Consider the following 23,052-nt stretch of genomic DNA (forward strand, 5'->3'; position numbering starts at 1 on the left):
TGGGGTTATTTAGCAAGCCATTGGATTAGCTTGTAGATGATACCTGCAAGAAAAATTAAGATGGCCAATGCATTTATAAAATGCATAATTTTCAGATTGATATTATTTGGCCTGTTTGGGTCCTTTTTTCTAAAGAAGTACATAACACAAACTTAGCTAAAAAGCGTAACACAGAAAATTAAAAGGCATAAAAAAAGTCCTGACTTTCATCAGGACTTTTTTAAATCTTATATTGAAATACTAGTTTCTAGCAGTTTCAACACGACGGTTTTGGATACGACCTTCTTCAGTATCGTTAGAAGCAATTGGATTAGCTTCGCCATTACCTTTAGTAGCAACTTGACTAGCGTTAACGCCAGAGTTTACTAAGTAAGTTTTAACAGAGTTAGCTCTGTCTTTAGATAATTTCAAGTTATATGCAGCAGTACCTTCGCTTGAAGCGTAACCGTTTACAGTTACTTTACCACCGTTTTCACGTAACACTGAAGATAATTTATCTAAAGTAGGGTAAGACTCAGTTTTTAAAACTGAAGAGTTGAAATCGAAACCGATTTTTTCGAAACCAGTTACATTTGAAGGAATTGAATCAACTGGAGCTGGTTTTGGAAGAGGACAACCTGAACCATCAACAGCAGTACCAGCAGGAGTTCCTGGGCATTTATCGAATTGATCAGCAACACCGTCACCGTCAGTATCTTTTTTCAAATCTTCAACTGATTTTTCAACAGCAGAAACACGGTTTTTCAATGCTTCAACTTCTTGACGCAAAGTTGGATCTTTTAACTCATCGTACATAGTAGCTAATGGGTTAGTCCATTCTAAACTTGGTTTAGCAGAAGAACCTAAAGAGAATTCTAAACCAGCATAACCGTAAGAGAATTTATCTTTAGTTTGACCTTTTGCATAAACTCCATCTAAGTTATCAGCATCAACAAAGTTCATTGTGTAACCTAAGTTAAAGTTAACACGCTCAGAAACTTTGAATTTAACACCAGCACCAACTGGAATGTAGAAACCTTTTACGTAATCTTTAGCATCATGTTTGTCATCAGCAGGACCAGTAGCTTTACCTTTCCAGTCAATAACACTACCATTACCTAAAGTAACTTTTGGAGCATAAGCCATATAACCAGCACCAGCAGTTAAGAAGAAACCTACTGAGTTCTCACGACGTAAGAAATCGATAGAACCAACATTTACAACACCACGTAAATCTACAGCATATTGTAATTCAGTTTCGAAATCTTTTGTAGCTGGGTTAGAGATACCTTCGTTAGTACCTGAAAGTTTACCACGTGTTCCGTTTAATTCTAAACCGAATGAGTGACCTAATTGTTTACGGATGTTTAAACCGTAACCTAAGTTAGCATCCCATTTGTTGAAGTCATTTGAACCACCGATAGCAACAACTGGCATTAAAACACCACCATGTACACCGATAGACCAAGTTCTGTACTGACCTCTACCGCCAAATACCTTGACGCCAGAAGTTGTTGCAGGTGCATCTTGAGCGACAGCAAGAGAAGCAACTCCTGTTAATGCCACTAAAGAAAGCGCAACACTTTTCTTTAAAGTAGAATAATTCATAATCTTTTTTCTTTTTTAAGGGTTAAACAATTTAATTGATTAATTTTTTAGTAATGCCAAAATTAAACAAAATTTTAAATTTTCAAACTTTTATACAAACTCCGTTCCAAACTTCACAGTAATTAATCATTTTATTACATTTGGCCATTGCCCATATAAAAATACCATTTTCATGAAATATCCTACTATTGATCAGTCATTATTTATTTTAAACAGAAAAAAATTCTCTAACAACCTAAAAAACAATTCATTAGCTATATTCAACTCAAGCGATGAATTTCCTAGAAGCGGTGATCAGAACTTTATTTTTAAGCAAAACCCTGATTTATTTTATTTATCTGGAATTGATCAAGAACAAACAATATTGCTATTATATCCTGATTGTCCTAATCCTTTGTACAGAGAAGTCCTGTTTTTAAGACAGACTAACGATTACATTAAAGTTTGGGAAGGATACAAATACACTAAAGAGCAGGCTAAAGCGGCATCGGGTATTCAAGCGGTATATTGGATAGAAGATTTTGATAACATATTGCATAGCATTGTTAACTATGCCGAATATATTTATTTAAATACAAATGAAAACGATAGGTATGCCCATGAAGTTCCTTATCGTGATATCCGTTTTATTGAGAAAATGCGGGCCAAATATCCATTGCATCATTATGAACGTTCGGCACCAATTATGCGAAATTTACGTGCAGTTAAATCTGATATTGAAGTTGAGCTAACTAAAAAGGCTTCAGCAATAACACGCGATGCTTTTATCAGGGTGTTAAAATTCACCAAGCCTGGTGTTAAAGAATATGAAATTGAAGCAGAAATTATCCACGAATTTATCCGTCAAGGCGGAACAGGCCATGCCTACACTCCTATTATTGCTTCAGGCCACAATGCAAACATCCTCCACTACAATGATAATAATCAAGAATGTAAAGATGGCGACGTAATACTTTTTGATTTTGGTGCCGAATATGCCAATTACAATGCAGATATGAGCAGATCAATCCCTGTTAACGGTCGGTTCACCCAAAGACAAAAACAGGTATATAATGCAGTATTGCACGTAATGAAAGAGTCGATTAAATTAATTGGCGAAGGAACCATATGGAACACCTACCACGAACAGGTTGGCGAAATTATGACTGAGCAGCTGGTTAATCTTGGACTTATTTCTACAACAGACGTGAAGAATCAAACGGCAGCGTGGCCAGCTTATAAAAAATACTTTATGCATGGCACTTCACACCATTTAGGTATTGATGTACATGACTTTGCCGGAAGATATACGCCATTTGCAGCAGGCAATATTTTAACTGTTGAACCAGGAATCTATATTCCAGAAGAAGGCTTAGGCATCCGTTTGGAAAATAACATTCTCATTACTGCAAAGGGAAATATTGATTTAATGGCCGATATTCCACTAGAAGCTGAAGAAATTGAGGACATTATGAACAGTTAGCCAGTTTACAATTTCCGGTTTGCAGTGCTCAATTAGCAATTTTAAAAAACTAAACGGTTAACCGTTATTGATAAATTCATCTGCAAAACGATAAATATTAAAATCGTCTTGCTTTAAGGCTGCCTGGACTTTTTCTAGCAGCCTTTTTTTATCAACAATCTTCATTTTTTCATACTGAATGAGTCTCCAGGCTTTCTCTGCAAACAGAAAAGCCCTTCGGTTATGATCAGCAGTAAGCGGCTTGATTATCCAAGCGCATAATTCATCAATACCTGTATTTTTATCGGCCACTGTTTTTAATATTGGGATAGTCTTCGTGCCCTGATGAACAATTTTCTTTAAATTATTGGCAAAAATAGCTGCACCTTCTCTATCAGCCTTGTTTATCACAAAGCAATCGGCAATCTCCATCAAACCTGATTTGATATTCTGCACCTCATCGCCCGATTCTGGAACCAGCACCACGATGGTTTTATCTGCTAATCCGGCAATTTCTACTTCCGATTGCCCAACACCAACAGTTTCTACAATAATCAGATCAAAATTAGCGGCTTTTAAAACATCAACCATCTCGATGGTTTTCGCCGAAATACCGCCCAGAGCGCCCCGGGTAGCCAACGAACGGATAAAAACATTTGGATTGTTAAACTGACCGGCCATGCGGATACGGTCGCCCAGCAAAGAACCAAAATTAAATGGAGAGGTAGGATCTATCGCCAATATCGCGATGCGCATTCCTTTCGTAACAAAATGACCAGCTATTGCATTTACCAAGGTACTTTTACCGGCACCTGGAGGGCCGGTAATGCCTAAAACCGGCACATTAACCCGACTATCTAAATCTCTTAAAATCGAATCGGCCGGTGTAATGTTGTTTTCGACAAGGGTTAATGTTCTTGCCAAAACCTTGTAATTCCCGGCTTTTACTTCGCTTAAAATGGATAGATGCGTATTCATCAATAAAACTATCTTTGTACAAATAAACAAAAATTATCAGCTACAAAGCATCCCCATAATGAAAGTTACCGGTTTTACCTTTTTAAGAAATGCAATTGTAAACGATTATCCAGCAAAAGAAGCCATACTTTCAGTATTACCTTTATGTGATGATTTTATAGTTGCGCTGGGCAACTCATCTGATGAGACTTCTGAAATGGTTAAAAGCATCGATCCTAAAATCAGGACCATCGATACCGTTTGGGATGACAGCATAAGGGAAGGCGGCCGTGTTTTTGCTGATGAAACCAATAAGGCCTTAGCAGAAATAGGGAAAGATACCGACTGGATGATCTATATTCAAGGGGACGAAGCCATACATGAAGATTATCTACCCCTGATCAAAAAAGAAATGGAGCTAGCGCTTAACAACAGCAATGTAGAGGCCTTACTTTTAAAATACAAACATTTTTATGCTTCTTACGACTATCTGGCTGAATCCAGACGCTGGTATAGAAGAGAGGTTCGGATTATAAAAAATTTACCAGGGGTAAAATCTTATCGCGATGCGCAAGGCTTCAGAATTAACGACAGAAAGCTTAAGGTTAAGCTAATTGATGCTTACATTTATCATTATGGCTGGGTTAAACCTCCAAAAGGATTACAAGGTAAGGTGCGGAACTTTAATCAGTTTTATCAAACAGAAGAATGGATTGAAGAGAATTATCCCGTGCAGGAAACTTATGATATGCACAATGCCGACCGTTTAGTTCATTTTAAGGGTAGCCATCCAAAGGTAATGCAGGAAAGAATTGCTGCTGCAAACTGGAAATTTGAAAAAGATTTAACCAAGGAAACTCCAAAAATGAATTTCCGTAGGAGGGTTTTGCAAAAAATTGAAGATTTAACAGGAATGCGTTTGTTCGAATACCGGAATTATAAAATTGTAAAGTAGTCTACAATTTTAAATCTGTCTATATTTGCATAATTTTTTTCTTATAAATACACGATTTAATTAATGGAAAAGCCTAAGGTCTTAGTAACTTTTGATTCGATGAAAGATGCCAATTGCGGCTATTTTTCATTTGGAAAAGGATTAGGCGACGCATTAATCCAAGAAAACAAAGGAAAGTTTGAATTAAAATTTTATCTTTTCAAACAGACAAAATATCTTTTTAACGGCTTGGTTGATATCATTTATCTTTCGAGATTAGATCGGTTATTTTTTAAGAAAAAAAATGATTTCGAAGTTGTTCATCTCTCTGATCAGACCTGCCGATTACGACCTAGCAAAGTAAACGCAAAAAAAATAATGACCATTCATGACATGAATAAGGTTCATTTAAAGTTTAGCAAGCCACACAGAATCCAGGTATATCTAAAAAAATTAGGCAAGTTAATAGCGCAGTGCGATAAAATTGTATGTATTTCGCAGTTTGTTGCAAATGATGTGAAACACTATTTCCCTGAATCAGCAAATAAAATCAGTGTAATTTATAACGGGGCCGATAAATTAGTTTCAGATGAAAATCATCAGCCAGCTTTTAAGCCTAGAAAGAAATTTCTATTTACCATTGGTTTACTTTCGGTGCAAAAAGGTTTTCACTTATTACCTGCATTATTAAAAGATAACGATTTTGAACTGGTAATTTCTGGAAGGGAAACACCTCATAAGCAGCGAATTTTAGCGGAAGCAGAAAAACATAATTGTCTGGATAAGGTACACATTACCGGGCCAATTAGTGATGAAGATAAAGCCTGGTACTACAAAAATTGCGATGCTTTTTTATTCCCTTCTGTTGCTGAAGGTTTTGGTCTTCCTGTAATAGAAGCCATGCACTTTGGAAAACCTGTTTTCCTCTCCAAATTCACCTCACTCCCAGAGGTTGGCGGCGACGTGGCTTATTACTTTGATAATTTTGAACCTGAACACATGCAGGAAGTGTTTAAAAAAGGAATGAATGATTTCGCTCAAAATAATCGCGTTAAAGAAACAATTGCCCAAGCAGAAAAATTTTCGTGGGAAATTGCAGCCAACCAGTATCTGAATTTATATCAGGAATGTTTGGAATGACAGTTCTTACCTGTATTCTATAGCCCAACGGTTGACGCGAAACATCCCGTAAAACAGCATCTCAATCCATTCCATAACCCAAGAATTGTAATTTTAATTTTGTTGGGTTTCACCATCTTATTCATATGTATGAAAAACCGTACATTTGCTCGGATTTTATTATATTTTTTTCCTACTGGGTACTTCCTGGGTTCTGTTATATATACAATACTTAATGAAAACTTATTTTCGTTTATTATCATTTGCCAAGCCTATTGAAAAGTTTGCCATACCTTACGTTATTGCAACCTTACTTTCTATTCTATTCGGAACCTTTAACCTGGCTTTGTTATCGCCGCTGTTCGAAACACTTTTAAATGCAAACAAGCAAGCTTGCCAAACGCCAAGCTTAACAGATAAAGCGGCCTCCTCATTTAGCTTATTGGGCAAGTTAAGGGATTTTGTTAATTATTCAATAAAGGTTAACACCATAGAAAGTACGCTGATGTACATCTGTATTATCATTGTTATCTCTGTATTGCTTTCCAATTTGTTCAGGTATTTTTCTCAGCGTTATATGGAAGATCTGAGAGTCCATACGTTGCTAAACTTTAGAAAGCGGGTATTTAACAATGTGATGAATCTTCATGTAGGATATTTTAACAATGAGAGAAAAGGCGATATTATTTCTAAAGTAGCCTCTGATGTACAGGTGGTTCAATTCACGGTTACCAATACATTACAGGTTGTTTTTAAAGAACCTGTAACACTAATTGTATATGTTATTCTTTTATTTAATATTTCAGCAAAGCTTACCTTATTCTCTTTACTGGTAATCCCAATTTCTGCATTTATTATCAGTAAAATTGTAAAAAGGTTAAAGCAGCAGGCAAAAGAATCGCATGAATCTTTTGCGAAAATGATTGGCTTTTTAGATGAGGCATTAAGTGGGATTAAAATCATAAAGGCCTTTAATGCAACGGAACGAATTAAAAACAAATTTAACCAGGAAAATATATACTATTCCAACTTAACACGCAAAATGGTTAGACGCCAACAACTCGGCTCACCAGTTTCTGAATTTTTAGGTGTTTTAATGATTTCTATTATCGTTTGGTATGGCGGATCATTAATATTACATAATGATAAAAACGCCTTAACCGCATCAGATTTTATTGCTTACATCGCTATTTTTTCCCAGGTAATGCGTCCTGCAAAAGCATTAACAGATTCATTTAGTGGAATCCATTCTGGAATTGCAGCAGGCGAACGGGTTTTAGACCTAATAGATACTAAACCGTTGTTGATTAATGAACCAGACGCGAAAGTTCTGGATGATTTTAACAGTACAATCAGCCTTCAAAATATATCATTCAGTTATGGGGAAAAACAAATTCTTAACTCGATAACCTTCGACATTGAAAAAGGGCAAACAGTAGCACTTGTGGGGCCTTCTGGGGGTGGAAAAAGCACATTAATGGATCTGCTTCCCCGTTTCCATGATCCAAAATCAGGAACGATTAAAATTGATGGCCACGATTATAGGGAGCTTACTGTCGAAAGTATCAGGGCACAAATGGGAACCGTTAATCAAGAATCTTTTCTATTTAACGATACCATTTTTAATAACATCGCATTTGCCAAACCAGATGCTACAATGGAAGAAGTTGTTGCCGCAGCGAAAATCGCAAATGCGCACGATTTTATCGAGAATACAGAAGATGGTTATCAATCTTTTGTTGGCGATCGAGGAAATAAACTCTCAGGAGGCCAGAAACAACGGGTTTGTATTGCAAGGGCTGTATTGGCTAATCCACCAATCATGTTGTTGGATGAGGCCACTTCAGCCTTAGATACAGAATCTGAAAAATTAGTTCAGGATGCCTTAAATAATCTGATGAAAAACCGCACCTCAATTGTAATAGCTCACCGTTTAAGTACAATACAACATGCCAATAAAATTGTTGTTATAGATAAAGGCAGCGTTGTAGAAACCGGAAGCCATAATGAGTTAATGAACAAAAATGGTTTATATAGGCGCTTAATCGACATGCAGGCTTTTAACGACTAACATCTAGATGAAGAAAGTACTATTTTTTATGCCTGATAATCCGCTAAAAAAAAATGCGGGCAACAGAACCAGGGCTTTAAGCATGTTAAGCTATTTTAAATCAAGGAATTTTGAAATTGATTTTGTAAGTGAGTATTTCACCGGGAAATGGAGCGAAACAGATATTAAAGCATTTGAGCAAGCGGGCCTGGCCAGTAGGACTTATGTAATTAAAAAAAAGCCATCTAAAAAGAACATACTCTATTATCTGCTTTTTTATAAACTGCCTAATTTTTTCTATCAAAATAAGGCTTGGTTCTTTCCGCTTCAATTCCCTGAATTAGTAACCTTAAGGTTTAAGAGGGCTTTCAAAAAAATTCTAAAAAACAACAATTATGATTACATCTTTATCAATTATGCCAGTTGGGCTACATTGGTAGAAGATAATCACCTTACAAAAAAATCGATAAAAGTAATTGATACACATGATTTTATAACCGCTCAACTTCAAAAAAAAGTTAATATTGGCCAATCTTTTAAAGAAGAAATCAGAAGGATTTCTTTGTTTGATATCGCTTTAGCCATTTCTGTCGAAGAACAGTATATTTTTAGTCAATTCTGTAAAAACAAGGTGGTATTAGCGCCAATGATGCTTGATAAACCTCAAAATCTTCATGATATTAATGAAAAGTCGTTTGATCTGGTCTATGTAGCCAGCGATAATGTACATAATCAAAAAGCCGCCAACTGGTTTTTTAAGGATGTGTATCCGTTATTACCAACCAACGTGCAGATATGCGTCATTGGACAGATAAACGAGCATCTTTCAATAAAGGCGCCGAATATTGTTTCCGTAAACTTTGCCGAAGATTTGTCAATCTATTACCAAAATGCTAAAGTAGCACTATGCCCTATGCTTACGGGCACTGGAACCAAGATAAAAGTAGTAGAAGCGCTATCTTATGGCTTACCGATCGTTTGTAATACCCGTGGGATCGATGGGCTGATCAACAAGACCGACAATGGCTGTTTGGTTAGTGATGATCCCGTTGAATTCGGAAATAATATCATGAAACTATTAACAGACGAATCAGAATATAAAAAACAGGCAAAAAATGCCTTTGCTGCTTTTAGCATCAATTATGAAAAAGAACGTTGTTACAAAAATCTTGATACCGTTTTTGAAATAGTTTAAATCTCATCACATTATGAAAAAGGTTGCCGTTATTGTACCTATTTATAAAGAAATAAGCTATTTAGAGGATATATCCTTGCAGCAGTGTTTCAAAGTTCTTTCTAAATCCCATCCAATTTTTTGTGTAAAACCCAGCTCTTTAAATCTAAATACCAGGTATCCATTTAATAACTTTATCAGTTTTGATGATGCGTATTTTAAAGATATCGCAGGTTACAACAAATTAATGCTGTCTGGAGAATTTTATGAAGCATTTTTAGACTATGAATACATCTTGATTTATCAATTAGATGCTTTTGTTTTCAAAGATGACCTAACGCTTTGGTCTGAAAAAAACATAGATTATGTTGGAGCTCCGTGGCTCAGACATAAATATCCTGACGCAATCAAAGCAATAAAAAATAGTGTTTTGGGCTACTTACACCGAAAATTCGACATTAAAGAGAAAAATACGCTTGCTCCAACCGACATCCAGCGGGAGTATAAAGTAGGAAATGGGGGGCTATCCTTGCGTAGAACACAGTTATTTTATGATTTAACCAAACGCTTTCAGAAAAAAATAAAAGAATATTCATCAAATCCTGCAGCCAACTTTAATGAAGATGTTTTTTGGAGCATAGAAGTAAATAGAAAGACAAAACATTTAAGGATACCATCCTATAAAGAGGCCGTATATTTTGCATTTGAAGTGCCTGTTGACAGAGCTTTCGAACTCACTAACAATACACTGCCATTTGGATGCCACGCATGGAACAAAAACCTGGAGGTATGGAGGCCTATATTTAAAGACTTTGGATACTCTATTTAAACTACAATCGCGTTAAGGTTTACTTTTTCTGCTATCGTTCATTGCTTTTAAGTAAGATGCCAGGAATTGAGATGTACCGGCGTTTTTAATCAAGTTAAAACATTCTTTTAAGCTAAGCTTTGATTCTTTAATTAATCCACTTACAATAACCTTATTATGCCTCGAGTTTGATTTTTCCAGCATCTTTTTCTGCCCTGAGTTAATAAATGAACAGTTTTTTATTAAGTTTTTAATTCTCTTCCTCACTATTACTTCGTACTCCGACATCTTTTTCCTGTTCTGACTCATACTGATTTTATGAATCCTAATTAACGCAAAAGCCTCCTCTACAGGCAAAAAAGAAAAGTAAAAATCTTTAAATGCGCACGAAATCCAAAAATCCCAGTCTTCCAAACTTTTCAAAGACATATCAAAAAAGCCTACTTTTTTCAATGAAGATGCCCTAATTAAAGCGGAATTAACTGGCATTATATTTTGCTTTACTAGCATTTCTAAAACTTCATATCCAGAAGCATCCAACTTAGGCATCCATTCATCCTGGTTTAAGTTTATACTTTTATAAAGCTTTTCTTTATCGCCGTCTACAAAATAACATGCCATAGTGTAAGAGATATCTATATGAGCATCTTTTTCCATATCCTCAACTTGCGAGCTTAATTTTAGATCGGACAAAAGGTCATCCGCGTCTAAAAACTGGATATATTCTCCACTTGCATTTTTTATCCCCAGATTTCTAGCAGCCGATAAGCCTGCATTTGATTGATAGAAATATTTTATTCTGGAATCTTTTGCTAAAAATTCAGCGACAACATCTTTTGTTTTATCTGTCGAACCGTCATCTACAACAATAAGTTCAAAATTTTGATATTTTTGTGCCAATACCGAATTTAAAGTCTCAGGTAAAAACGCCTGATAATTATATGCGGGTATAACAATAGTAACTAAAGGATTTTCCATCTATAACAAAGTTAATTTAAATCTGAGTATGTATTTCAGATCACCCAGATTTAAGTAGAAATTTATTGATTCAACTCAAAGTAATGATCATCATAAAAATAATAGGCGGATTGGGCAATCAGATGTTTCAATATTCATTCTACAGATCGCTACAAAGTAAGGGCTTCAATGTTTATGCAGATTTATCTGATTTTGAAGATTATCCTTTACATAATGGCTATGAACTGGAAAGAATTTTTAAATTAACCGTAAGAACACCAAGCAAATTTATTTTAAATCTATTTAAGCCCAATCAAACCAAATGGATATTTAGAAAACTGAAAAGGGTTTTAGATTTAAAAAAGACCTATAGGGTAGAGGAAAAGGAATTTAGGTTCGATCCCTCTTTTTTAAGCGATACTAATAAATATTATTTTGGTTATTGGCAAAACGAGGGGTATTTCTATGATATAGCAGATCAAATAAAACATGATTTCATTTTTCCTAAAATTGTAGATATAGAAAATGAAACAATCCTTCAAAAAATAACAAATACTCAAAGTGTATCGATCCATGTAAGAAGGGGTGACTATTTAAAAGACCCCTTATTAGGCAACATTTGTAACTTAGATTATTATGAGGAAGCTATATTGAGCATCAATTCAAAAATTAAAGATGCTCAATTTTTTGTCTTCTCTGATGACGTGGCCTGGTGCAGACAAAATCTTAAATTAGAGAATGTAAGCTACATTGATTTGAATAAGGGAAAAAACAGTTATATAGACATGCAATTGATGAGCAACTGTAAGCATAATATTATTGCAAATAGCAGCTTTAGTTGGTGGGGTGCATGGCTAAATAACAATACTAATAAAGTGGTTATTGCTCCAGGGAAATGGGTAAATAATCTTGCTAGTGATGATACTGATATTTGTCCAAAAAACTGGATCAAACTATGAAAAGCCCTAAAATAACAGCATTTATAGCTGCCTATAATGCTTCCGGCTATATAGAAGAATCTGTATCTAGTATTTTAAATCAAACCTTTAAAGATTTTGAACTTATTATTATCGACGATGGGTCAACTGATGATACGGCATTAGCAGTTAAAAAATTTAATGATAACAGAATCAGGTTTATACAAAATGAGGGGAATAAGGGATTGCCTTTTACCAGAAACAGATTGCTTGAACTGGCTAACGGCGAATACATTGCAATTTTAGATAGTGATGATATCGCTTATCCTAATAGGTTTCAGTTACAGTTAAACTTTTTTTCTTCACATCCAGAAGTTGCATTGTGTGGAGGGCATGGTACAATTATAAATGAAAATGGAATAGAAGCTGATAAAAAAATAATTGTGCCAACTGATGATTCGATAAACATGCATATGTTATTTGCCAATTCTTTCATAAATTCAAGCACCATGTTTAAAACGGAAATCTTTAAAACACTTAACGGCTATAGAGATTTTGCCTTAGCTGAAGATTTCGACCTTTTTACACGGATTTCAGAAAAATACAAAGTTGCAAATATTGATACCTTTTTAGTTAAGTATAGGATACATGGCGAAAATATAACGATCAAAAGATCGGAGGATCAAGGAAAAAACGAACTCGAAGTGCTTAAAAATATACAAGAAAACTTAGGCATGTCGTTTAACACGAGCAGCTTAAATCTACATAAAGAATTATTAACAAATAATTTAAATGAAGCTCATTTTGCTGGATATCTCGAACTACTGATTGCAATGAAAGTTGCAAATGCAAAATCAAAAAGATTTGATACAGCTAAATTGAACCGGTTTTTATTTAATAAATGGTACGAAATACTGCGGTTAAAAAAATCAAATGTTAAAGCATTAAATTGGTATTTTAAAAAGGAATTGTATAGTGCAGCGTATTTTAATTTTAAGCAATTTCGAAAAATATTTAAAATCACGCTTAGGGGATTGATCAGTTAATTCCCTACCATCCATTTCACTTTAGTTTTTCCTATAGCTCTTGCCAGGAAAAAGCTTAGCATATAAGTAACTAAAAATCTAATTAACAGTATTCCAGTATTCTGCCATATGCTAAGCTCAAGAAAATTTAACTTTAAGGGCTGAAAAATTAGGGGAAGCCCTCTGTCAATTATAATCACATGGATGAGATAGATACCGAAGGTAGTTTCCCTGGGGCGTAAATTTCGCTGGAGCCAATTTAAACTGCCAACTTTTAACAATAGCGCAAACATGACTAAAGAATAGATGATATTACTAAAACGTAAGGTATTATATGCATCTTTTATACCAATACTGTTAAGGTAAGTAGATTCCCCAACCGCTATCCAAAAGGTAGCAAGTGCTAAAAGCAAGATCATAAACCAGGATGTGGCTTTAATTATATTCATTATTTTATCATAATATTCGTTAAAATAAACGCCGAGCCATAAATAAAACACGAATCCAAAAATTGCTGTAGTATGGGTTGTAGCAATCCAGCCCTGATAAATATTTACACTATAAAACAGCGAAAAAAGCGCCAAAACCAAACCGAACCAAAGGTTATATAAATGCTTTTTAAATAGCAATAAAATGGTAATACAAATAAGAAAATTAAGGATAAACCAATATGGGCTGATGAGTACGATACGTGTAAAGGTTTCAACAAAGTATAGAAAAAAGTTACTTCCTATCAAACCCATCTCACTTCCTCTACTATGAGCGATATAACGGTCTAAAACACTTAGCATAATTAACATAAATATCCAGAACAACCATGGTTTAATGGTCTTTTTAAATCTATTTTTTAAATACTGAAAAGGGGTGTATTCATCAAACTTATGGTTAATTAAAAAACCACCAATTAAAAAAAAAGCTATTGTACTGAACTTAAAAGACTGTATAATAGAACTTTCGACAATATTTTCGAACTGCCTGCTATAGTGATTTGGCGGAACAACTCCGCAATGCTCAAGAACAATCCCAATCATAGATATACACCTGATTGAATCGACAAAAGAAAAATTCTTTGTTTTAGGTGTTGTAACCTTTATTGGCTCAGTATCCATTGAATATCATTTTTAAAACAGTCTGCGAATATCTGCAAAAAATGATCTTATATAAAAAATCGAGCAAGTTTTAACACACATGTATAAAGAATATTACCCATATCGGGTATATGTATTAGAGCTCAGTAAGAATTATTTTTACGCCGTTACAAGTTTAAATCATTTAATATTAGGTATGGCCGGAAGATTTCATTAAATAATTGCGTTATCTTAGTCGGGCGAATAATTAGGATTTAGTATGATTAAAAAAATAAGAAAAGCATTTTCTAAAGACAATTCCCATAATATAAAATTCAAAGCCGAATTTAAACAATTGCTTGACTTAGAGAAACGTTCAAAAAAACGTTTTTCTTTGGGTGAAGAAAATCTTTATCCATGTTTATTTGATAATACAGCAGATACAGGCTTTGATAGGCATTACGTTTATCATCCTGCTTGGGCAATCAGAATAATCATAAACAATAAGCCTTCTAAACATATAGACATCTCATCGACGCTGCATTTCTGTTCTATGCTGTCGGCAATTTTACCTGTTGAGTTTTATGATTATCGACCAGCAAAACTAGAATTACCAAATTTGAAATCCTTATCTGGCGACCTAATGAATTTGCCATTTGAATCTGGCTCCATCGAATCGTTATCATGCATGCATACAGTAGAGCATGTTGGCCTAGGCCGTTATGGAGACCCTCTGGATTACGACGCGGATATTAAAGCAGTAAAAGAATTGACGCGGGTATTAGCAATTGGTGGCAATTTGTTATTCGTTGTTCCTCTAGGGGCAAAAGATGTAATCTGTTTTAATGCACACCGCATTTATTCAAAGGATCAGGTTTTAAATTTGTTTTCAGATCTGGAACTTAAAGAAGTTACCTTAATACCTGAAGATGAAGCAGACGGCGGGCTAGTGCTTAATCCATCAGACGAATTACTTAAAAAACAGTTTTATGGCTGTGGCTGCTTTTGGTTTAGTAAAACTAAATAGCCTCCCATTATACGAAAAAGAGCCTCAATTTATTATTGAGGCTCTTTTTCGTATGTAAATATTACAGTTTATGAAGCTGAGACATACCAAAATAATTTCTCTCCGCAAAAAAAGCATCAATATTTTTAATGCCGGTAAGTTGGTTTATCTTCTCATCAACAAGCTATAACCTGATAGCCTCTGTTTTTTTACGTAGGGTTAAACTGAACATCATTATACTTCACCTCGTAAGCAATTCCTTTGTTTAAGTGTTGTTCTACAATAAAATTTACTTCGTTGCCATCGGCTGTAAGCCAAAATGCAGATGATCGGCATAAGCTGTCGCAATCTGAGTAGCAACTTAAAATTATTTGATATTTTTAAGATACAAGCTCAAAATTATCGGATTTTTAAGATAAAGAATCTATTAGCACAAAAAAAAGTGGCCCTTTTGAGGCCACTCTAATTTTTATAATATACTGTAGAATTACAGCTTTCTAGCTACTTCTACTTGTTCGTAAGCTTCCACGATATCGCCAACTTCGATGTTGTTAAAGTTCTGAATGTTTAAACCACATTCGTAACCTTTATTAACCTCTTTCACATCATCCTTAAAGCGTTTTAATGAGGCCAGTTCACCGGTGTACACTACAACACCATCTCTAACGATACGGATCTTGCTGTTACGGGTAATCTTACCATCCAATACCATACAACCTGCAATGGTACCCACTTTAGTAATTTTGAAAGTCTCACGAATCTCAACGTTAGCCACAATTTTCTCTTCGAATTCCGGATCCAACATACCTTCCATCGCTGATTTAATCTCGTTGATTGCATCGTAGATGATAGAATATAAACGGATATCGATCTGCTCAGCTTCTGCAAGTTTACGTGCACCTGTTGATGGACGAACCTGGAAACCAATAATGATCGCATCAGAAGCCGAAGCTAACAATACATCAGATTCTGAAATCTGACCAACACCTTTACTGATGATATTAATCTGAATTTGCTCAGTCGATAATTTCAACAATGAATCGGCTAATGCCTCAATTGAACCATCCACATCACCTTTAACAATGATGTTAAGCTCTTTAAAGTTACCGATAGCCAAACGACGACCGATCTCATCCAATGTAATGTGTTTCTGTGTACGTAATCCCTGCTCGCGTTGTAACTGCATACGTTTGTTTGCAATATCACGTGCTTCGGTTTCACTTTCTAAAGCATTAAATCTATCACCTGCTGTAGGTGCACCTTGCATACCCAAAACCTGTACCGGTTGTGATGGGCCTGCTGATTCTACCTTAGCACCACGCTCGTTGGTTAATGCTTTTACACGTCCGCTATAACTACCCGCTAAGATTGGATCTCCCACTCTTAACGTACCGGCCTGAACCAATACCGTAGTTACAATACCACGTCCTTTATCTAATGCCGACTCAATTACAGTACCTGTAGCCCTCTTATTCGGATTCGCTTTCAGCTCTAATAATTCTGCTTCTAATAATACTTTATCCAAAAGTAAATCAACATTTAAGCCGCTTTTGCTTGAGATTTCCTGTGATTGATATTTACCACCCCAATCTTCAACCAAGATATTCATTACTGATAATTGCTCGCGTACTTTATCTGCATTTGCACCTGGCTTATCTACTTTAGTGAAAGCAAATACCAATGGTACACCTGCAGCCTGTGCGTGGTTAATCGCCTCTTTTGTTTGAGGCATTACCGCATCATCAGCCGCGATAACAATAATGGCAATATCGGCAGCCTTAGCACCACGTGCACGCATCGCTGTAAAGGCTTCGTGACCTGGAGTATCTAAGAAGGTTACTTTTTTACCGGTTGGTGTAGTTACCATGTAAGCACCAATGTGCTGGGTAATACCACCTGCCTCACCAGCTACCACGTTTGCTTTACGGATATAATCCAGCAATGAGGTTTTACCGTGATCGACGTGACCCATAATCGTAACAACCGGAGCTCTCTCGATTAAATCTGCCTCGTTATCTTCTTCCTCAATTACATTTTCTTCATCTTCATCTGGTTTAACGAATTGAATTTCGTAACCAAACTCATCTGCAACGATGGTTAAGGTTTCAGCATCTAAACGTTGGTTAATGGAAACGAACATCCCTAGACTCATACAAGTACCAATAATTTTGGTAACCGGTACATCCATCATGCTCGCTAACTCATTAGCCGTAACAAATTCTGTTACTTTTAATATTTTCGATTGAGATTCAAGCTCATTTGCAGCCTCTTCTGCATTCGATGCTACATCATCACGTTTCTGACGACGTAATTTAGCACGTTGTGCAAATTTACCTGATTTACCGGCACCACTTAAACGGGCAAGTGTTGCTTTGATCTGATCTTGAATTTCCTTCTCAGTAGGTTCTTCTTTAGGTCCGCTTGGTGTAGCATTTCTATTTTGGAAACCTGGTCTGTTATTGTTGTTATTTCTATTTCCCTGGTATGGAGTTCCGCCTTGTCCTGCTGGTCTGTTACCTTGGTATGGAGTTCCACCACCTGGTCTGTTACCTTGATAAGGTGTACGAGGTTGCCCTGGTGTACCACTTTGGCCCTGGCCTTGACCTGCAGGATTATTTTGTCCTTGCTGGCCTTGACCACCGTGTTGACCAGGTTGGCCCGGTGCTCCTGGAGTTTTTTTGCGTTTACGCTTACGTTTAGCAGCTTCACTATCGCTAGATGATGCTACCGGACCGTTCCTTCTATCCGGAGTTGTTGGTAAAACAATTTTACCAATAATATTCGGACCGGTTAATTTAACGGTACGCGCTTTAATTACTTCAGGCTCGTTGCTTACCGGTTTTGCTTCAGCTGGTTTTTCTTCCACTTTAGGTTGTTCAACTGGTTTTACAGGCTCAGGTGCTTTAGCCACTGGTGGCGCTACAACTGGCGCTGGAGCAGCAGCCGTTTCTTCCTTTTTAACCTCAACCGGTTTCTCTTCCACTTTAGGTTGTTCAACTGGTTTTACAGGCTCAGGGGCTTTAACCACCGGCTGTTCTACAACAGGTGCTGGTGCAGCAGGTGTTTCTTCTTTCTTAGCCGGGCGTGTTTTCGAGTTAAGATCATTTAAATCGATCTTCCCTACAATTTTAACCCCTGGCAATCCAGTTTCTTCAACTTTATCTTCTGCCTTAGTTTCTTTTACCGGCTCTACTGCTGCCGCAGGGGCTGGTGTTGGCGCTGGCGTTTCTACCTTAGGGGTTTCTACAACCTTTGGTTTCTCTACCGGAGGTGTAAATGACTGAGCATTTTTAATTAAAATCTCTTCATTTTTCTCAAAATCGGTATTCTTCTTCGGCGCTTCTACTGGCTTTTCAGTCTCAGGCTCGTCACGACGTATTTTACCAATCACTATTTGTTTGGCTTCTTCTCTTACGATCTTATCTCCCTGATACTCTTTCAATAAGGCATTATACATGTCTCCCGTAAGTTTAAACATAGGGCTCTTCTCGGCAGAGAATCCCTTTTTGTTTAAAAACTCAACGGCCGTACCCATGCCTATATTAAGTTCTTTAATAGCTTTAATTAAAATGATTGGTTTGTCGTCTGACATTTAGCTCCTGTTATTGTTTTTTATTTAATACAAAAGTAGTGTTTATTTGGCAATTACACCACTTATTCAAATTCTGACTTCAAAATTTGAACCACTTCTTTAATGGTTTCCTCTTCAAGGTCGGTGCGTTTTACCAAATCTTCTACTGTAAGTGCTAATACACTCTTAGCAGTATCGCAACCGATAGCCTTTAATTCATCAATGATCCAGCTATCAATCTCATCTGAGAATTCTTCTAAATCAACATCCTCGTCGTTTTCTTCTCCGGCTTCGCGATACACATCAATTTCGTAGCCAGTTAATTTACCAGCAAGTTTAATATTGTGTCCGCCACGTCCAATTGCCAGTGAAACCTGATCTGGTTTTAAGTAAACCGATGCATGTTTGGTTTCATCATCCAATTTAATAGAGGTGATTTTTGCCGGGCTTAAAGCACGGGTAATGTATAATGAAATATTATTGGTGAAATTAATCACATCAATGTTTTCGTTTTTCAATTCGCGAACGATACCATGGATACGTGATCCTTTCATACCTACACACGCTCCAACCGGATCGATACGGTCATCGTACGATTCAACTGCAACTTTAGCACGTTCTCCTGGTTCGCGAACAATTTTCTTAACGGTAATTAAACCATCGAAAATTTCTGGAACCTCCTGTTCGAACAGGCGTTGCAAAAATTCTGGTGCTGTTCTCGAAATGATAATTTTCGGGTTAGCGTTGATCATTTCTACTTTAGAGATTACCGCTCTTACAGAATCGCCTTTTTTGAAATAATCTGCTGGAATCTGCTCTGTTTTAGGCATTAAAAGTTCGTTGCCTTCATCATCTAAAACCAAAGTTTCTTTCTTCCAAACCTGGTAAACTTCACCTGTTACGATTTCGCCTACTCTATCTTTATATTTTTTGAAAATTTCGTCTTTCTCTAATTCCAATACTTTAGACACCAAAGTTTGACGTGCAGCTAAAATTGCTCTGCGGCCAAAACTTTCTAAAGTAATCTGCTCGATATAATCATCGCCAACTTCTAAAGTGCTATCTAACTTAGAAACTTCAGCAAGCTCAATCTCTAAATCATCATCCTCAGAAAATCCATCTTCCATTACTTTTCTCGTTCTCCAGATCTCCAAATCACCGTTATCCGGATTCACGATAACATCACAGTTTTCGTCTGTTCCGTATTTTTTACGCAACATGCTACGAAAAACTTCTTCCAGCACACTGATCACCGTTGGGCGATCTATATTTTTGAAATCTTTAAACTCTTGAAAAGAGTCGATCAAATTAATTGTTGTAGTACTCATTTTTACTTAAATGAAATTAACACACTTGTTTCTAATATATCATTAAACGGAACATCTGTTTGAATTGTTACCGCCTTTTTCCCTTTTTCTTTAACCGATTCTTCAATCAGCAGATTATTTTCTGTAACCGCCAGCAGTTTCCCTTCTTTTTTTAATCCTTCTTTCAGCTTAATGCTTACTGTACGGCCAATATTTTTATTGTATTGACGGATTAACTTTAAAGGCTCACCAACACCCGGCGAAGAAACTTCTAAATTATAAGCCTGTTCTATTGCGTTTTCTTCTTCGAGATGAAAACCAACATGCCTGCTTATGGCCACACAATCCTTTATGCTAATACCTTCGTCGCCATCAACATGGATAATTAATTTATTGTTTGGCAACATTTTCACCTCAACCAGAAACAGTTCTGGCCGATCTGCTATTTTTTCCTCAACGAGGGCTGCAACTCTCTTTTCTACCTGCATATTTTAACCTGATTTCATAGAAAAAGGGGACATTGTCCCCTTCTCTTTTCTTCGATTACGATGCAAATGTAGTAATTTTTTAGAAAAAATCAAACACTTGCGCTAATTATTATGCTGATTATTACCGTTTAAGTGTTTGTTGCTGCGCTTTTAAATTTTGCTTACCCTTCCCCATAATCAGATCGCCGACGGTTGCAAATTTTATCCCGATGTAACTCTCAACCAGATATTCTTTACCCTTAAGAAAAGGCTGATCGGGATTAAATACCAGTGAATCTCCAAGTATCTTAACCTTGCCAGGCACTTCCAGTTCATCCTGGATACTGTCCATTTCGCCCGGTTTTACTAAAACAGAAACCAAATTAAGTGTATCTGTGTTAGCCTGATAGGCATTTTTAACCTGCAAGAGGCTCGCCTCATCAATATTTTTAATTATTATTGATGAACTATCCCCAGAAAACTTAATTATTGGCCTGTTGTTTGTATTCGAACATGAAAATGTGAATAGGACAATAGCAATTATGGCCTGGTATTTAAAAAAGCATTTGAACATTTACAAAAATAAACAATTATGAGATTTATTATCGAAATCCTTTTGATGGGATTAGCCTTTTTTATCGGCGCAAGAATAGTACCTGGCGTACATGTTGATGGTTATGCAACATCCATTATTGCTGCAGTACTGGTTGCACTTGCAAACTCAACCATCGGGTTCATTTTAAGATTATTAACATTCCCTGTTAATTTTTTGACGCTTGGACTAGTATCATTTATCATTACCGTTTTAATGATTTTATTGGTTGATAATATGATGACCTCTTTTAACACTTCAGGTTTTATCGCTGCTGCATTTTTGGCTATAGTTGTAGCCTTAATTAAAGCAGTGTTTAGCGCTGTAGTTGGCGAAAAAGAATAAGTTGGGAGTTTTGAGTTGAGAGTTTGGACTTGTGACTCCAAGCTCCCAGCTCCAAGCTCAAAAACTAACGGATCACTTCTCTCGAAATCACCATTTTCTGGATCTCAGATGTACCTTCGTAAATCTGAGTAATTTTAGCATCGCGCATTAACCGTTCTACATGGTATTCTTTTACGAAACCGTAACCACCGTGCACTTGTACAGCTTCGATGGTTACATCCATCGCCACTTTTGAAGCAAAAAGCTTGGCCATAGAACCGGCCTGTGTGTAAGGTAAACCCTGATCTTTTAACCAGGCAGCTTTATAAACCAATAACCTGGCTGCTTCGATCTGGGTAGCCATATCGGCCAGTTTAAAAGCAATGGCCTGATGCTCGGAAATTGGTTTGCCGAATGATTTTCGCTCTTTAGCATACTGCGTGGCCAACTCGAAAGCACCCTGTGCAATACCTAAAGCCTGGGCCGCAATACCGATCCTCCCACCTTCCAAAGTTTTCATGGCAAACTTAAAACCGAAGCCATCTTCGCCAATCCTATTTTCTTTTGGCACCTTCACATCGTTAAACATTAAAGAATGTGTATCAGATCCGCGGATGCCGAGTTTATTTTCTTTTGGTCCAACGGTAAAACCTTCCATCCCTTTCTCTACAATAAAAGCATTGATACCTTTATGCCTTAACTCTGGGTGGGTTTGTGCAATAACCAGATAGGTTGATGCAGTACCGCCGTTGGTGATCCAGTTTTTTGTACCATTCAGTAGATAATAATCGCCTTTATCTTCAGCGGTCGTACGTTGCGAGGTAGCATCAGATCCGGCTTCGGGTTCTGATAAACAAAATGCGCCTATTTTTTCTCCAGCTGCAAGTGGCTTTAAATATTTTTCCTTTTGGGCTTCACTGCCATAGGCCTCTAATCCATAGCAAACCAAAGAGTTGTTTACCGAAACCACAACTGATGCAGAGGCATCGATTTTAGATAGCTCTTCCATTACCAAAACGTAAGAAATGGCATCGAGTCCGCTTCCGTTATATTTTTCGCTCACCATCATCCCCAAAAAACCAAGTTCTCCAAGTTTTTTTACCTGCTCGGCCGGAAATTTCTGATGTTCGTCTCGTTCGATTACACCCGGCTTTAATTCCTGCTGCGCGAAATCGCGGGCAGCCTGCCGGATCATTAATTGTTCTTCACTTAATTCAAAATGCATAACATTTATGTATAAAAGGTTAGTAAATCAAATGTAGCATTAATGATCGAAATTACTATGGTTGCATAGTAATTTATTTTTAAATTCATTTCATGTTGCGACGGCGTATTTAGATTCTGTTTCTATCGGGATCATAGCGAATCGCGGGATTAGAGCCCAAAGCACACCGGCTTCCACTTTTCCTAAAAAATGTTCATTTTAGGCTATTGTCTTGGAAATGAGGGGTTCTGAGCGTTTGGCAGCCATGGCCCCGCTTTACGCTTTACTTCGCTGCGCTCCGTGTTCGCTTTTAATCGGGTTTAGGAGCAACGTGTAGTGCCAGGAGAACAAAACCGCTAATCATAAACCCGACAGCAGCGGCGACTCCCAATTTAAGCACCTGTTTATGTGATATCTTGGTGTGCTTGCGTGTTTTACAGGTTTTCTTGTTGTTACAAAATATTTAGTTTTTTGTAAAGCAATAGCGGTAATACTTCGGTTACGATAGCCAAAGATAGTTGTACAATATTTATTTACTTGCAGGG

The 23,052-nt window shown here is 36.6% G+C and carries 20 protein-coding genes; 10 read left to right on the forward strand and 10 right to left on the reverse strand.

Going from position 1 to position 23,052, the window contains the following annotated elements:
* Positions 1-5 precede the first annotated feature (5 nt).
* Both LQ227_RS25625 and LQ227_RS07760 read right to left on the reverse strand, forming a co-directional pair.
* Positions 6-143, reverse strand: a complete 138-nt coding sequence (locus LQ227_RS25625) for a DUF6728 family protein (RefSeq protein ID WP_317130071.1) — start codon at positions 141-143, stop codon at positions 6-8.
* 97 nt (positions 144-240) lie between these two features.
* On the reverse strand, positions 241-1,587 hold the full coding sequence (locus LQ227_RS07760; protein WP_230142452.1) for an OmpA family protein: 1,347 nt from the start codon (positions 1,585-1,587) through the stop codon (positions 241-243).
* 172 nt (positions 1,588-1,759) lie between these two features.
* On the opposite strand from LQ227_RS07760, the gene LQ227_RS07765 reads away from it, so the two are divergent.
* The gene (locus LQ227_RS07765; protein ID WP_230148938.1) at positions 1,760-3,049 is read left to right on the forward strand and encodes an aminopeptidase P family protein; all 1,290 of its coding nucleotides are present in this window, start codon (positions 1,760-1,762) and stop codon (positions 3,047-3,049) included.
* A gap of 57 nt (positions 3,050-3,106) precedes the next feature.
* On the opposite strand, the gene meaB is transcribed toward LQ227_RS07765, so the two are convergent.
* On the reverse strand, positions 3,107-4,006 hold the full coding sequence (gene meaB / locus LQ227_RS07770) for a methylmalonyl Co-A mutase-associated GTPase MeaB (protein WP_230142456.1): 900 nt from the start codon (positions 4,004-4,006) through the stop codon (positions 3,107-3,109).
* 58 nt (positions 4,007-4,064) lie between these two features.
* Here meaB and LQ227_RS07775 point away from each other — a divergent pair, with 58 nt between their 5' ends.
* From LQ227_RS07775 to LQ227_RS07795, 5 genes are all read left to right on the forward strand, one after another.
* Positions 4,065-4,940, forward strand: coding sequence for a glycosyltransferase family 2 protein (locus tag LQ227_RS07775; RefSeq protein ID WP_230142458.1), 876 nt, complete (start codon positions 4,065-4,067; stop codon positions 4,938-4,940).
* Positions 4,941-5,003: 63 nt separating this feature from the next.
* Positions 5,004-6,059: a glycosyltransferase family 1 protein gene (locus tag LQ227_RS07780; RefSeq protein WP_230148940.1), complete on the forward strand. Its 1,056-nt coding sequence runs from the start codon at positions 5,004-5,006 to the stop codon at positions 6,057-6,059.
* Positions 6,060-6,273: 214 nt separating this feature from the next.
* Positions 6,274-8,109, forward strand: a complete 1,836-nt coding sequence (locus tag LQ227_RS07785; RefSeq protein ID WP_230148942.1) for an ABC transporter ATP-binding protein — start codon at positions 6,274-6,276, stop codon at positions 8,107-8,109.
* A gap of 7 nt (positions 8,110-8,116) precedes the next feature.
* On the forward strand, positions 8,117-9,283 hold the full coding sequence (locus LQ227_RS07790; protein WP_230142463.1) for a glycosyltransferase: 1,167 nt from the start codon (positions 8,117-8,119) through the stop codon (positions 9,281-9,283).
* Between the two features lie 13 nt (positions 9,284-9,296).
* Positions 9,297-10,091: a DUF5672 family protein gene (locus LQ227_RS07795; protein ID WP_230142467.1), complete on the forward strand. Its 795-nt coding sequence runs from the start codon at positions 9,297-9,299 to the stop codon at positions 10,089-10,091.
* Between the two features lie 12 nt (positions 10,092-10,103).
* Here the strand turns inward: LQ227_RS07795 and LQ227_RS07800 are convergent, their stop codons facing one another.
* Positions 10,104-11,048 (reverse strand): glycosyltransferase family 2 protein, encoded by a 945-nt coding sequence (locus tag LQ227_RS07800; protein WP_230142468.1) that lies wholly within the window; start codon positions 11,046-11,048, stop codon positions 10,104-10,106.
* An 83-nt stretch (positions 11,049-11,131) separates the two neighbouring features.
* On the opposite strand from LQ227_RS07800, the gene LQ227_RS07805 reads away from it, so the two are divergent.
* On the forward strand, positions 11,132-11,986 hold the full coding sequence (locus LQ227_RS07805) for an alpha-1,2-fucosyltransferase (RefSeq protein WP_230142470.1): 855 nt from the start codon (positions 11,132-11,134) through the stop codon (positions 11,984-11,986).
* Positions 11,983-12,990, forward strand: a complete 1,008-nt coding sequence (locus LQ227_RS07810) for a glycosyltransferase (protein WP_230142471.1) — start codon at positions 11,983-11,985, stop codon at positions 12,988-12,990. Before LQ227_RS07805 ends, LQ227_RS07810 begins: the two co-directional genes overlap by 4 nt.
* Here LQ227_RS07810 and LQ227_RS07815 read toward each other — a convergent pair.
* On the reverse strand, positions 12,987-14,078 hold the full coding sequence (locus LQ227_RS07815) for an acyltransferase (protein WP_230148944.1): 1,092 nt from the start codon (positions 14,076-14,078) through the stop codon (positions 12,987-12,989). The two genes, LQ227_RS07810 and LQ227_RS07815, sit on opposite strands and share 4 nt — an antisense overlap.
* Before the next feature lie 238 nt (positions 14,079-14,316).
* Here LQ227_RS07815 and LQ227_RS07820 point away from each other — a divergent pair, with 238 nt between their 5' ends.
* Positions 14,317-15,063, forward strand: a complete 747-nt coding sequence (locus LQ227_RS07820; RefSeq protein WP_230142474.1) for a DUF268 domain-containing protein — start codon at positions 14,317-14,319, stop codon at positions 15,061-15,063.
* Positions 15,064-15,529: 466 nt separating this feature from the next.
* On the opposite strand, the gene infB is transcribed toward LQ227_RS07820, so the two are convergent.
* The 4 genes from infB to LQ227_RS07840 all read right to left on the reverse strand — a co-directional run bounded on the left by infB (position 15,530) and on the right by LQ227_RS07840 (position 20,961).
* Entirely contained in the window at positions 15,530-18,634 is a 3,105-nt protein-coding gene (gene infB / locus LQ227_RS07825) for a translation initiation factor IF-2 (RefSeq protein ID WP_230142476.1), read from the reverse strand.
* Between the two features lie 62 nt (positions 18,635-18,696).
* The gene (nusA, locus tag LQ227_RS07830) at positions 18,697-19,941 is read right to left on the reverse strand and encodes a transcription termination factor NusA (RefSeq protein ID WP_029274497.1); all 1,245 of its coding nucleotides are present in this window, start codon (positions 19,939-19,941) and stop codon (positions 18,697-18,699) included.
* A gap of 2 nt (positions 19,942-19,943) precedes the next feature.
* A complete protein-coding gene (rimP, locus tag LQ227_RS07835; protein ID WP_230148946.1) occupies positions 19,944-20,408 on the reverse strand; it encodes a ribosome assembly cofactor RimP in 465 nt (154 codons plus the stop codon).
* Between the two features lie 121 nt (positions 20,409-20,529).
* A complete protein-coding gene (locus tag LQ227_RS07840) occupies positions 20,530-20,961 on the reverse strand; it encodes a hypothetical protein (protein ID WP_230148948.1) in 432 nt (143 codons plus the stop codon).
* A gap of 18 nt (positions 20,962-20,979) precedes the next feature.
* On the opposite strand from LQ227_RS07840, the gene LQ227_RS07845 reads away from it, so the two are divergent.
* Positions 20,980-21,324: a phage holin family protein gene (locus tag LQ227_RS07845; RefSeq protein ID WP_230142482.1), complete on the forward strand. Its 345-nt coding sequence runs from the start codon at positions 20,980-20,982 to the stop codon at positions 21,322-21,324.
* Positions 21,325-21,388: 64 nt separating this feature from the next.
* Here the strand turns inward: LQ227_RS07845 and LQ227_RS07850 are convergent, their stop codons facing one another.
* Positions 21,389-22,528, reverse strand: a complete 1,140-nt coding sequence (locus LQ227_RS07850) for an acyl-CoA dehydrogenase (protein WP_230142483.1) — start codon at positions 22,526-22,528, stop codon at positions 21,389-21,391.
* Positions 22,529-23,052: the final 524 nt, after the last annotated feature.

This window comes from Pedobacter sp. Bi27, assembly GCF_918698255.1.
Classification (GTDB): domain Bacteria; phylum Bacteroidota; class Bacteroidia; order Sphingobacteriales; family Sphingobacteriaceae; genus Pedobacter.